This window comes from Acidobacteriota bacterium, assembly GCA_040756905.1.
Lineage (GTDB): Bacteria > Acidobacteriota > Aminicenantia > JBFLYD01 > JBFLYD01 > JBFLYD01.
In genome coordinates this window covers 1-12,787 of the sequence record JBFLYD010000054.1, presented here as the reverse complement: position 1 = coordinate 12,787, position 12,787 = coordinate 1, and the positions used below count along the sequence as shown (strand labels likewise).

Here is a 12,787-nt window from a genome sequence, read left to right as displayed (position 1 = left end):
GACAGCACAATAATAAGCAATTTTGATTATTAGAAGAAAAGAATTATAATTAGAAGAGATGAAAAGGGTTCTGGTTGCAATGAGCGGTGGCGTAGATAGTTCAACCGCCGCTGCCATATTGAAAAAGGAAGGATATGATGTAATTGGTGTTTCCTACAGGATAGGGAATTTTTATAACAGAGATGAAAGTAAAAGGAGATGTTGTAATGCTCTTGATGTCTCAGATGCGAATTTAGTAGCAAATAAGTTAAAAATATCTCACTATGTCCTCGATTTCGAGACTGAATTCAAAGAATATATAATCGAAAAGTTTGTCTCTGATTATCTAAATGGTTACACTCCGAATCCATGCATTCTCTGCAATCAATACATAAAATTTGAATTTTTGTTAGATAAGCTTTCTGTATTCGATGCGGATTTTTTAGCAACCGGGCATTATGCTCAATTAAAAAAAGAAAGAGACCATCTGTTTATTTATAAAGGAGCTGATACTGAAAAGGATCAATCATATGTTCTTTTCCCCATAAAAAAGAAGACATTGAATAAAATTATTTTTCCATTGGGAACCCTGAAAAAGAATGAAGTTAGAGAGATTGCAAGAGAAAATGGGTTGAGTGTTTATAAAAAGAATGAAAGCCAGGAAATTTGTTTTGTAGACCGCAATTACAAGGATTTTGTAAAAAACTATTCGAGAGCAGAAGAAAAAAAGGGATTGATTGTTCATGTAAATGGGAAGATTCTCGGAGAACACAATGGAATTTTTAATTTTACAATCGGACAGAGAAAGGGTCTTGGGATTTCATATGGAAAGCCTCTTTACGTTGTTTCTCTTGATGAACATAAAAATACAGTGATAGTAGGAGAAGGAGAAGATTTATTGAAGGACAATATTTATGTGGAAAACATAAACATTTTTGTAGAACCTGAGTATTTTAAGAGAGAAAGATTATTCGAAGTGAAGATAAGATATAAGCATCAAGGCGAAATGGCGTATGTTGAGATGGATTCCGAAAATAAGATGAAAATAACTTTTATCAAGAAAGTAAGAGCACCAACACCAGGTCAGGCAGCCGTTATTTACGAAGGGAACAAGTTAATCGGTGGTGGATGGATATCGAAGGATTGACTAAAGTATAAATTTTACTTTACAAAATATATTTTTTTAAATTAGAATTACCAGTAATAATGAAAAGAAGGATTGGAGTAGCATTTTTGTTAATGTTTATATTTATTTCTTTCATTTTAATTTTATTATTCTATTCCCTTATAAAAGTATTCGATTTCAAAATTGTTATTTTAATGATAATTCTAAATCTCCTTGCAATGTTTACAGGATATTTATATTTGATAGAAAATGTAAAGAACACTGTAAAAGAAGAGAAAGATTCAAAGGTTTCTGATCTTTATAAAAAATTGAGAGAAGCTGAATTTCAGTTAGAAGAGATAAGAAAATTGTCTGAATTTCATTCAATAAGTGATTCATTACTACCTATCTATAACAGGAAATTTATTCTTCAAAAACTGGAAGAAGAGATGAAAAGATCGAAAAGATATAGAATACCGCTTTCAATAATTCTTGCCTACATAGATAATTTTAAATTTATAAATGATACTTACGGTCAAAAAGTTGGGGATGGAATACTTAAAGGTGTAAACGAGATAATTCAGTATTTCTGCAGAGAAACTGACATCATTGGAAGATTTGGTGGACAAACTTTTCTTTTAATATTGCCTCAAACAGATGGTGAGAATGCAGTTCAAATGGTGGAAAGAATAAGAAAAAAAGCCCAGGATACTATTTTTACTATAAATAGAAATGAGATTAAAATTACCTTGAGCTTTGGTCTAACATCTCTGTCTGAGTTAATTTTAAATACCGACCAATTTCTTCTGAGAGCTAATGAGGCATTAGACATTTCGAAAAAAAGAGACGGGAATCAGGTCACATTTTTATAATATTTTGAAACAGACTCAGGAAAAAGATTTAATTTCAAGGAGGGGCTGGTTTGCATTCACAAGCTGACTGGAAGATACATAAATTCTTTCTACTTTACCTTTTATAGGAGATACAAGTATATTCTCCATTTTCATTGCTTCCAGGATAATTAAAGATTGATTTTTTTCAACAGTTTCACCTTCTTTTACATTAATCTTGACTATATTTCCTGGCATTGGGGCGCATATTGTTTGATCTTCTGCTAATTTTTCTTCTTTTGGTAATTTTTTAAGCCCTTTTTCTTTCTGTCTGAGTATAAAAAATTCTCCATTGACGTTAATATATCTAATATCTTCATTTTCAGCAAAATATACTTTGTAAATTTTATTTTCAATTTTAAGGAGTAAAAAATTTTCTGAAATTAAATCATATTGAACACTATAAGATTTATCATTAATCTGAAATACACTTTCATTTCCTCTTTTTAAATGTTTTATTTTGCAATCTTTTTCTTCAAAGAGAAATTCATACTCCATTTATTTATATCCTTCTCCTATGCGCCAATGTCCAATCATCTGCCAAGGTGATAAAAATCCAGATTCTTTAGAAATGGTTTTCTTTTTAGGAAATTTATTCATTGAAATGATTGCCGCTGCAATAAGTGCTTGATCGGTGTATTCTTTTTTTTTCGTTAAAAGACCCCACTCTTTCATATTTTTATCGATAAAATTAGTGTAAGTTTCCCCATGAATAAAATCTTTATGCTGGATTACATCATAAAGAAAAGGAATTGTGGTTTTTATTCCAAATACAATATATTCAGATAATGCATTTTTCATCCTTTCAATTGTGCTATTTCTATTTTCACCCAAGACAATAAGTTTAGACAGTATCGGATCATAGTAAGGAGAAACTTCATAGCCTGAATAGATTCCTGAATCAACTCTTATCCCTGGACCTGCTGGTTCTTTAAGATACAATATTTTTCCTGGAGATGGAGTGAAATTATTTTCAGGGTCTTCGGCATAAATTCTACACTCGATTGAATGCCCTTTCTGCGATATATCTTCCTGTTTTATGGAAATTTTTTCATTATTAGCTATCATTATTTGCTGTTTTACCAGGTCAATTCCTGTGACCAATTCAGTCACTGGATGTTCAACCTGGATTCGAGCGTTTACCTCCAAGAAATAAAAATTTTTATTTTTATCTAAAAGAAATTCAACTGTTCCAGCATTTGTGTAACCTGATACTTTTATTACTTTTATTGCGATTTCACCCATCTTCGTTCTCAGTTCATCGTCAAGGGCGGTAGAAGGAGTTTCCTCTATTAGTTTCTGATATCTTCTCTGTATTGAACATTCTCTTTCATACAGATGAATTGCATTTCCGAAATTATCAGCTAAAACCTGGAATTCTACATGTCTCGGCTCTTCAATGTATTTTTCTAAATAAACAGATTCATCGCCGAAGGCAGATTTAGATTCTCTGATAGCTGATTCTATGTTTGGTATGAGCTCTTGTTCCCTTTTTACAATTTTCATCCCCTTTCCACCACCTCCACCTGAGGCTTTTATCAGCACTGGGTACCCTATTTTTTGAGCAAATTTTTTAAAATTCTCCATACTTTTACCAGTTTGGTTCATCCCGGGGATAATAGGGATTCCAGCTTTTTTCATTGTATTTCTTGACTCCAGCTTGCTTCCAACAAGTTTCATAGCCTTAGAATTTGGTCCGATAAAAATAATTCTTTCTTCCTCACATCTTTTTACGAAATTATAATTTTCTGCTAAAAAACCGTATCCAGGATGAATCGCATTGCAACCAGCTTTTTTTGCAGTTTCGATTATTTTTTCTATGTTCAGATAGCTTTCTAAAGGTGAGGGTGGGCCGATCAATATTGCTTCATCTGCCATCTGAACATGGAGGGAGGATTTATCAACTTCAGAAAATATCGCAACACTTTTAATTGAAAGTTCCCCGCACGCTCTTATTACTCTTACTGCTATTTCCCCCCGGTTAGCTATTAATATTTTTTTTATTATTCCCATTTAAACATTATTATACCATAATAATGAGCAGCTTAACTTTTATTTGACTTGTTCCAATAAGGTTTCCTTTTTTCTATGTATGAGCTGAGACCTTCCTGACCTTCTTCACTTATTCTCAACTTTGCTATCACCTCAGCAGTATAATTTTTAATTTCGTCCCATTTCAATTGAGGTATGTCAACAAATGCTTTTTTTGTATGCTCAATGGCTCTTGGTCCACTTGAGAGTAATTGATTAATTTTCTGATTGCAGAATTCTTCCAGTTGCTCTTCTTTGACCACATAATTTATAAGATTTATTTCTTTTGCCTTAAATGCATCTATTCTTTCTCCTGTAAGGAAGAATTCTTTTATTTTACCTTCTCCGCATCTTCTGATTAAATAAGGAGATATAACTGCTGGAATAAGCCCAATTTTAACTTCACTTAAGCCAAATATAGATTTTTCTGAAGCAACTGCAATATCACAGACAGAAACAAGTCCGGTGCCTCCTCCAATTGCAGCTCCATTTACTTTTACTATCGTAGGCTTTGGATGAGAATAGATGTTATAAAGAAGTTCTGCAAGTTTCAGTGCATCGTTAAAATTCTCTTTGTAGCTAAATTCCTTCATTTTCTTCATCCAGTTCAAATCTGCTCCAGAGCAAAAAGATTTACCTTGTCCAGTAAGAATTACCACCCTTATCTCCTCCATTTTTTTTATGTAATCAAAGACATCAAGAAGCTCCTGGATCATTACTTCATTGAAAGCATTATGAACTTCGGGCCTATTTAAAATTACTTTAGCAAGGCTATTTTCTTGAATGAACTTTACTGTTTCCAGATTTTTCTTTTCCACCTTATTTCTTCTATAAAAAAACTGAGCAGGGAAGGTAGCTGAAAAAAACGTCAGGAATGCTGAGCGGGCATGGTTTCATCCCCATTATTTACATCCTGAACACGCCGAATTTATGGTCTGGAATCGGTGCATTCAAACTCATTGAGATTCCTAAAGCAAGGGCATTTCGAGTATCGAGTGGGTCAAGTATTCCATCATCCCAGATTCTGGCGGTTGAAAAATAGGCACTGCTTTCATTTTCATACTTTTTTAAGATAGGCTCTTTAAACTTTTCCTGTTCTTCCTTACTCATCCCAATTCCTTTCTTTGCAAGGGCAGCCATCCTTACACTGAGTAGAGTGTTAGCAGCCTGTTCTCCTCCCATCACACATATCTTTGCATTGGGCCACATCCATAAAAGCCTTGGAGCATATGCTCTTCCTGCCATTGCATAATTTCCAGCTCCATAAGAGCCTCCTATTATTAAAGTAAATTTTGGAACATTAGCATTAGCCACTGCATGGACCATCTTTGCTCCATCTTTGGCGATTCCTCCATGTTCGTATTGTTTTCCCACGATAAAGCCAGTTATGTTCTGGAGGAATATTAAAGGTATTTTCCTGACTGAACACATCGATACAAAATGAGCTCCTTTTTGGGAGCTTTCAGAGAATAAAACTCCATTGTTAGCAACTATTCCTACAGGATGTCCCATTATTCTTGCAAATCCGCATACAAGGGTTGGGCCGTATAGCTCTTTGAATTCATGAAACTTGCTTCCATCAACAATTCTTGCTATTATTTCGTGCATATCAAACGGCTTCTTGAGATCTTTTGGGATGATTCCGTAGATTTCTTCCGGGTCATATGCAGGCTCTTCTGGTTCATCTATTTCAAGCTCTGTTTTTTTATTAGCACCAAGGTTCTTAACTATGTTTCTTGTTATTTCAATTGCGTGCTCATCGTTTAGAGCATAATGATCCGATACACCTGAAATTCGACAGTGGACATCTGCTCCTCCAAGTTCTTCTTCTGTTACTTCTTCTCCGGTTGCAGCTTTAACAAGAGGTGGTCCACCAATGTATATAGTACCTTGCTCTTTCACGATAACTGTTTCATCACTCATGGCAGGAACATAGGCGCCACCTGCAGTACAGAAACCAAGGACTATGGAGATTTGAGGGATTCCCATGGCAGACATTCGGGCCTGATTGTAGAATATCCTCCCGAAATATTCTTTATCAGCAAAAGTTCCAGATTGATAGGGAAGGTTGATTCCGCCTGAATCAACCAGGTAAATACAGGGAAGTCTATTCTCCATTGCAATTTCTTGAGCCCTTACATGTTTTTTTATCGTTTCAGGATAGTATGTTCCTCCTTTGACAGTGGCATCATTTGCTACTACTAAGACTTCTCTTCCATGGACAACTCCAACCCCTGTTATGATCCCTGCAGATGGAGCTTCATTGTCGTACATTCCGTAGGCGGCTAAAGTGGAAAATTCAAGAAAAGGCGTGTTTGGATCAAAAAGTAAATCCAATCTTTCTCTTGCCGTTAATTTTCCCCGGGATTTATGTTTTTCTATTGCTTCAGGCGGACCGCCTTTCTTTACCTCTTCAAGTCTCCTTTTGTATTCTTCAACAAAAGATTTCATGTGTTCAAAATTTTCTTTAAACTCTGGACTTTTTGTGTTTATTTTAGTTTCTATTTTATACATTTATTTTAAAATAAACTTATAACCATAATTTATGATTCCAGCATGACCCTGTTCCTGAATTTTTCTGAAAACTACCCTGACTTTTTTTCCGATCTCAATTTCTTCTGGATTGGCATCGGTTATCTGACCCATAATCCTTACTCCATCATCAAGCTCAACAATTGCCACTGGATAAGGAGCTTGACCATTGAACTGTTTTGGAGGAACTCTTATTATTGTATAGGTCACAATTTTTCCTTCCTCTTTTAATCTTATATTTTCAAACTCCTGAGTCTTGCAGTTGGAGCATATGAGCCTGGGAGGAAAAAAGATTTTTCCACATTTTTTACATTTTAAAGCTTCCAGCCGATACCTCTGAGGGATTTCTCTCCAGTATTTTGGTATGCTCATCTTTATCCTCCTTAATAAGGTTTAAATATGTGAACAACTGAACTTGCACCTGAACCGCCCATGTTCTGCGTTAGTCCTATTTTTGCATTCTTTATCTGCCTTTTTCCCGCTCTTCCTGTAAGCTGAAAGAAAATTTCAACTGCCTGAGCAACTCCAGTTGCTCCAACAGGATGGCCTTTTGCTTTTAATCCTCCAGAAGTATTTACAGGAATTTTTCCTTCGAGAGCTGTGTATCCATCTTCAATGAACTTTCCTCCTTTCCCTTTCTCCACAAAGCCAAGTTCTTCCATTATCACAATTTCAGCTATCGTAAAGCAATCATGAACCTCTGCAACGGAAACTTCTTCTGGAGTAATTTCAGCCATTTTGTATGCTTTCTTTGCTGATAAGTTGACTGATTTTAAAGATGTGACATCTTCTCTTAAATGGAGAGCTAAAGTATCTGTTGTCATTGAAGAACCAATTATCTTTACGGAGGAATTTTTATGTTTTCTTGCTATATCGCCAGAGCAGAGTACCAATGCAGCAGCTCCATCAGTAACAGGAGAACAATCCATAAGCCTTAACGGGTCTGCTACAAGAGTTGAATTTAAAACTGTGTCTAAAGTTATTTCCGATTGAAATTGGGCATATGGGTTCAATGACCCATTTTTATGATTTTTTACTGCAACCATTGCCATCTGTTTTCTTGTGGTTCCATATCTTTTCATATGGGCGTTTGCAATCATAGCATAGAATCCTGGAAAGGTGATTCCATGGTAAACTTCGTATTCCTGATCTGCAGCTGTAGCTAATGCAAATGTGATATCTTCAGCATCTGTCATTTTCTCGACTCCACCAACAAGAACGATGTCTGAGAGTCCGGATGCTATTTCTCTTAAGCCTTGCATCAAAGCAACCCCTCCTGAAGCACAAGCAGATTCAACCCTATAAGCTGGAACAGGATTTTGTCCTAAATAATCAGCCATTAATGCTCCAATGTGTTCCTGTTCAACAAACAGCCCGCCTGACATGTTTCCTACTATAATTGAATCCACATGATCTACTCCAGCATCTTTTATTGCTGAAAGAGCTGCTTCAACAAAAATATCTCTTATGGATTTATCCCACAATTCTCCAAATTTAGTTAATCCAGCACCTATTATTGCGACTTCTCTCATGTTGATTCTCCTATCCATTCATGATTATTTTGTTTCTGAGTTTAGCGTAAGTGCCGTAATCCACATAAATTTTATTTTGATCGAGCATTTCTTTTACAGTCACACAATTATTTCTTACTTCATTAATTCTTTCTCTTACTCTGAATATAAATGCATCTGAGCCTGCGCCTGAGCCGAAAGAAACGATTAAAATTAGTTCCCCTGGTTTAGCTATATCAAGAATTGCTGAAAGACCTGTTGGAGAGGATCCGGAATAAGTGTTTCCCATGTAAGGTACTATCCATCCCGGTTGAATCTGCTCCATTGTGAATCCAAGGGCTTTTCCTGCTTGCTGGGGAAATTTTCCATTTGGCATGTGAAAGACTGCATAATTAATATCTTTTGCAGACAATCCAGCTTTCTTCATTATCTCTTTTCCAGCGTTTATGATATGCTTAAAATAAGCAGGCTCGCCTGTGAACCTTCCTCCATGACGGGGATAGAATTCATACTCTCTTCTCCAGAAATCAGGCGTATCGGTTGAGTAAGAGAATGTTTCTACAACCTCAGCTATTACTTTATTGTCATTAGCTCCAAAGATGAATGCAGACCCCCCTGCAGAGGCAGAATATTCAAGAGCATCTCCTGGAGCTCCCTGGGAAGTATCTGATCCGATTGCCAGTCCATACTTTATGACTCCTGCTTTAACAAGACTATAACAGACAAACATGGCCTCAGTTCCAGCTTTGCATGCAAATTCATAATCAGCAATGTGAACATCAGGAGTAATTCCTAAAGCTTCAGCAACAACTGTCCCTGAAGGTTTTACAACATAGGGATGGGATTCAGAACCAATGTAAACTGCTCCTATTTCTTTAGGGTCGATTTCAGCCCTTTTTAAGGCATTTTTTGAAGCTTCTACTGAGATTGTAATTGTATCTTCATCATGATTTGGTACTGTTTTTTCATAAAGAAGGAGGCCTCTTTGAATTGATTCAGGGTCAGCTCCCCATTGTTTTGCAATTGTTTCTGTTTTAATTCTTAATCTTGGCAAATATGACCCATATCCTATGATTCCAATCATTTTGGATCTCCTTTATGTTATTTTGAAGTATTAAAATTATTTTAGAATTAACAATATCTTAACAGCCTTTTTAAGTCAAGATAGTTGAATTTTCTTCCATTTAGACCTCCAATCTTTCATTTGCTTTCCATGAAAAATTTTGTATAATTTGAAAACAATGGAAAAATTAGAAATTACTAAGGACTTATTATAAAAAAGTAATACCTGAAAAATAGCTATTTTCTGTATGGAGGAAATCAAGCATGAAGATGAAGCAAAGTTGGTTGATGTGGGCTGGTTTCGGGGGGATCTTTTTTGGGATCAGCCTTGTTGCGGTTCGAGCCAGATCCTTAGGAGACGCAATCCTTAACTTGCAGTTTCGGATTCCTCAAGATCCTGTGGCGCTTTTTGGGAACATGCTTGTAATCGGTTCTGCGCTGTTTCTGGTTTTGCTCAGGCTCAAGCGGGATAAATAAGACTGATGGCACAACATTCGGCTAACATTCGACCTGTACTTGACAGTGAGAGAAAAAGGTATTAGTTTAAATTAAAGGATTAAAAAAAACATGAGGAAAGGCGAAGAAAAGAAGGAATCAGTTCTCAGAATTTTTCCGCTTCAAAAAAGAATCGCTTTAGTCCTTCCTTATAATCCCTTTTTGATAGAGAAAGTCAAAACCATTCAAGGATATAGATGGCATCCAGAGGAAAAGCATTGGAGCTTTCCAAATTCAGATGGAACTTTAGAAAAGATTTTAAAAGTTTTCGAGTGTGAAAAAATTTATTTAGACCCTGAATTACAAGTTAAACTCTCTCCAGTAAGCAAGCTAGCCACTATTCCAAACTCATTATACAACTTTGAAGAATTAAGAAGAGAACTTGTATCAAGGAAATACAGTTATAAGACAGTAAAAGCTTACATCTATTACAATAGAGATTTTCTTGCCTTTACTGGCAAGAAACTCTCTGACATCACTGATAAAGAAATAAAAGACTATCTTGTTTATCTTGTAGAAGAAAAAGAAGCAGCAACCTCTACACTGAACCAAGCAATTAATGCTCTGAAATTTTATTATGGCACAATGCTCAAGAAAAAATTTCCATACGAAATTAAGAGACCACGTAAAGATAAAAAACTGCCAATAGTTTTAAACAAAGAAGAGGTTGCAGAAATCCTATTATCAGTAGATAACATCAAGCACAAAGTAATCCTGATGCTCGTCTATTCTGCTGGATTAAGAGTAGGAGAAGTGGTAAAATTAAAAATGGAAGACATTGATAGTGAAAGAATGCTAATACATATTAAAGGTTCAAAGGGACGAAAAGACAGATATGCAATGCTTTCGGAAACGGCGTTACAGACTTTAAGAGAATACTGGAAAGAATACAGACCTCAAAAGTGGTTATTTGAGGGTGCGAAGGTGGATAGGCATATTTCAATAAGAGCGGTTCAGAAGATATTAGAGCATGCTTGTGAAAAGGCTGGAATAAAGAAAGATATTTCAGTGCATACCTTAAGACATAGCTTTGCCACCCATTTACTAGAGAGCGGGACTGATTTAAGATATATTCAGGAAATACTTGGACACAAAAACAGCAAGACGACAGAAATTTACACTCATGTCAGTACAAAAAGCATAAGAAGAATAAGGAGCCCATTAGACAACTTAAATCTGAAAAAGTAGGTGATAAGTGACAAAAATCGTCAGGAATAAAGGATTTTCTGGTTATTCCGCTAGAGTTGGTATAAACGAAATAATTCGTCTATCCTCCTATTTTGGGAGTATAAACGAACCAGTTCGTCTATGAACAAGTTATATGACATTGGGCTCGGCGGTTTATGAGAAAGTTTTTTAGGTTGATGTTCTTTAAGGGTAACACGAAAAATAAAAAAGTAATACGGAGATTAAAGGAGATTAAATATGCACCACAAATTCGTAATGTTCCCATTTACTGCAATAGTTGGCCAAGACCTGATGAAAAAAGCATTGCTAATTAATGCTATAGACCCGAGTATCGGTGGTGTTTTAATTAAAGGAGACAAAGGTACTGGAAAATCTACTGCTGTGCGTGCATTAGCGGATCTGTTACCACAAATAAGGGTTGTTAAAGATTGTCCTTTCAACTGTCATCCTGAGGATTTAAAACTGATGTGCAAATCTTGTCAGGAGCGATACGAAAGGGATGGAAATCTACCATGGGTTGAAAGGAAGATGGAAATTGTTGATATGCCTTTATCTGCAACAGAAGATATGGTGGTTGGAGCAATTGACATCAAACGAGCACTCAAAGAAGGCATAAAGGCATTAGAGCCGGGCATTTTAGCGAGAGCCAACAGAAATATACTCTACATTGATGAAGTAAATTTACTTGATGATCATCTTGTTAATATTCTTTTGGACGCTGCCGCCATGGGAGTCAATATTGTAGAAAGGGAAGGTATATCTCTTTATCACCCAGCACGTTTTATCCTCATTGGTACAATGAATCCAGAGGAGGGCGAACTGAGACCACAGATATTGGATCGCTTCGGGCTATGTGTGGAAGTAAATGCATTATCTTCAAAAGAGGATAGGCTCAAGGTGATGGAATACCGCAGGATGTTTGATTCTGATCCATGGAAATTTGAGGAAAAATTCAATGATGAGAAGGAAACATTAAGGAAGCACATAGTTAATGCCCAGCTAATCCCACAAATCAATATTTCCCAGAACATGGTCGAGAAGATTGTTGAAATAACGACATCTCTCGGAATTAAAACACATCGTGCAGATATTGTAATGGAAAAGACCGCAAAAGCACTTGTGGGATTAAGCGGAAGAAATTATGTAACAGAAGATGATATCAAAGAAGCTGCTCTATTAGCGCTTTCTCATAGGATGCGACAGAAACCATTTGAAAAAGGAGCAACGCCAACAAGAGAAACGATAGAGACCATTTTACAGGGAAGGACAAAAGAGGAAGTATCTGATTTTGAAAAAGACGCTGAGAAAAAGAGAGACATATTAAAATTTGACGCAACTAGTTCTGGGCAGGGAAGGGATTTTCCAAAAATAGAGGGGAAAAAAGGATTATGCGTCAGAGCAAGGGAAAGCGAAAATCCAAAAAGCATAGCAATCGATGCCACTTTGAGAAAGACTATTAGAGAAACTGGGAAGTTAGAAGTCTTACCGGAGCATCTCATGGAGAAAGTAAGGGTAAGCAAGGGTGAGGCGCTCTACATTATTCTACTTGACTCATCGTCTTCCATGAGAATAGAAAGAAAGATAAGGTTCGCTAAGACACTTGCGTGGCTCTTGCTCAAGCAATCTTATGAAAAGAAAAACAGGGTTGCCCTTTTGACATTTCGGGGCAATGATGCTCAGGTTTTGGTACCACCCACATCAGATTTTATTAAGGTAGAACACTCCTTGGAAAATCTTCCCACAGGGGGTAGAACACCGCTCACACCTGCACTTTATAAGTCATTTGAGATTGCTAAAAAAGAGAACGATGCAATCCCTACTGTTATTTTAATCTCTGATGGCAAGGGCAACGTGTATATCAAAAATAACCTAGCGTGACTTTATTAAGAAAACCTTGCAAATGTGTGGCTACACAATTTTTTTCCAGCAATATCAATATGTTAAAGACGGAAACCAATCAATTTAAATGTATACACTGAAATTAATATCTTTAT

At 36.1% G+C, this 12,787-nt stretch carries 11 protein-coding genes; 4 read left to right on the top strand and 7 right to left on the bottom strand.

Annotation, left to right across the window (positions count from 1 at the left end; all coding sequences use genetic code 11):
- The first annotated feature begins 58 nt into the window (after nucleotides 1-58).
- A complete protein-coding gene (mnmA, locus tag AB1410_09115; protein ID MEW6456853.1) occupies nucleotides 59-1,126 on the top strand; it encodes a tRNA 2-thiouridine(34) synthase MnmA in 1,068 nt (355 codons plus the stop codon).
- 59 nt (nucleotides 1,127-1,185) lie between these two features.
- Nucleotides 1,186-1,956: a GGDEF domain-containing protein gene (locus tag AB1410_09110; protein ID MEW6456852.1), complete on the top strand. Its 771-nt coding sequence runs from the start codon at nucleotides 1,186-1,188 to the stop codon at nucleotides 1,954-1,956.
- 15 nt (nucleotides 1,957-1,971) lie between these two features.
- Here AB1410_09110 and AB1410_09105 read toward each other — a convergent pair whose 3' ends face one another.
- The 7 genes from AB1410_09105 to AB1410_09075 form a co-directional block, all read right to left on the bottom strand.
- Nucleotides 1,972-2,472 (bottom strand): biotin/lipoyl-containing protein, encoded by a 501-nt coding sequence (locus AB1410_09105; protein MEW6456851.1) that lies wholly within the window; start codon nucleotides 2,470-2,472, stop codon nucleotides 1,972-1,974.
- The gene (gene accC, locus AB1410_09100) at nucleotides 2,473-3,987 is read right to left on the bottom strand and encodes an acetyl-CoA carboxylase biotin carboxylase subunit (protein MEW6456850.1); all 1,515 of its coding nucleotides are present in this window, start codon (nucleotides 3,985-3,987) and stop codon (nucleotides 2,473-2,475) included. It abuts the gene before it with no gap.
- Nucleotides 3,988-4,019: 32 nt separating this feature from the next.
- A complete protein-coding gene (locus AB1410_09095) occupies nucleotides 4,020-4,823 on the bottom strand; it encodes an enoyl-CoA hydratase/isomerase family protein (GenBank protein MEW6456849.1) in 804 nt (267 codons plus the stop codon).
- Nucleotides 4,824-4,911: 88 nt separating this feature from the next.
- Entirely contained in the window at nucleotides 4,912-6,519 is a 1,608-nt protein-coding gene (locus tag AB1410_09090; GenBank protein MEW6456848.1) for a carboxyl transferase domain-containing protein, read from the bottom strand.
- Complete coding sequence (locus AB1410_09085; GenBank protein MEW6456847.1) at nucleotides 6,520-6,909, bottom strand: Zn-ribbon domain-containing OB-fold protein; 390 nt, start codon at nucleotides 6,907-6,909, stop codon at nucleotides 6,520-6,522.
- Nucleotides 6,910-6,920: 11 nt separating this feature from the next.
- Nucleotides 6,921-8,069 (bottom strand): thiolase domain-containing protein, encoded by a 1,149-nt coding sequence (locus AB1410_09080; GenBank protein ID MEW6456846.1) that lies wholly within the window; start codon nucleotides 8,067-8,069, stop codon nucleotides 6,921-6,923.
- Between the two features lie 10 nt (nucleotides 8,070-8,079).
- Nucleotides 8,080-9,132 carry a hydroxymethylglutaryl-CoA synthase gene (locus tag AB1410_09075; GenBank protein ID MEW6456845.1) on the bottom strand — a complete coding sequence of 351 codons (1,053 nt, stop codon included), beginning with the start codon at nucleotides 9,130-9,132 and terminating at the stop codon, nucleotides 8,080-8,082.
- Nucleotides 9,133-9,677: 545 nt separating this feature from the next.
- On the opposite strand from AB1410_09075, the gene xerA reads away from it, so the two are divergent.
- Both xerA and AB1410_09065 read left to right on the top strand, forming a co-directional pair.
- Nucleotides 9,678-10,793 (top strand): site-specific tyrosine recombinase/integron integrase, encoded by a 1,116-nt coding sequence (gene xerA, locus AB1410_09070; GenBank protein ID MEW6456844.1) that lies wholly within the window; start codon nucleotides 9,678-9,680, stop codon nucleotides 10,791-10,793.
- A 237-nt stretch (nucleotides 10,794-11,030) separates the two neighbouring features.
- Entirely contained in the window at nucleotides 11,031-12,671 is a 1,641-nt protein-coding gene (locus AB1410_09065; GenBank protein MEW6456843.1) for a VWA domain-containing protein, read from the top strand.
- Nucleotides 12,672-12,787: the final 116 nt, after the last annotated feature.

Coding starts and splice junctions, on each gene's coding strand:
- AB1410_09080 (MEW6456846.1), bottom strand. CDS start 8,069: ATGAGAGAAGTCGCAATAATAGGTGCTGGATTAACTAAATTTGGAGAA.
- AB1410_09110 (MEW6456852.1), top strand. CDS start 1,186: ATGAAAAGAAGGATTGGAGTAGCATTTTTGTTAATGTTTATATTTATT.
- AB1410_09085 (MEW6456847.1), bottom strand. CDS start 6,909: ATGAGCATACCAAAATACTGGAGAGAAATCCCTCAGAGGTATCGGCTG.
- accC (MEW6456850.1), bottom strand. CDS start 3,987: ATGGGAATAATAAAAAAAATATTAATAGCTAACCGGGGGGAAATAGCA.
- AB1410_09090 (MEW6456848.1), bottom strand. CDS start 6,519: ATGTATAAAATAGAAACTAAAATAAACACAAAAAGTCCAGAGTTTAAA.
- xerA (MEW6456844.1), top strand. CDS start 9,678: ATGAGGAAAGGCGAAGAAAAGAAGGAATCAGTTCTCAGAATTTTTCCG.
- AB1410_09065 (MEW6456843.1), top strand. CDS start 11,031: ATGCACCACAAATTCGTAATGTTCCCATTTACTGCAATAGTTGGCCAA.
- mnmA (MEW6456853.1), top strand. CDS start 59: ATGAAAAGGGTTCTGGTTGCAATGAGCGGTGGCGTAGATAGTTCAACC.
- AB1410_09105 (MEW6456851.1), bottom strand. CDS start 2,472: ATGGAGTATGAATTTCTCTTTGAAGAAAAAGATTGCAAAATAAAACAT.
- AB1410_09075 (MEW6456845.1), bottom strand. CDS start 9,132: ATGATTGGAATCATAGGATATGGGTCATATTTGCCAAGATTAAGAATT.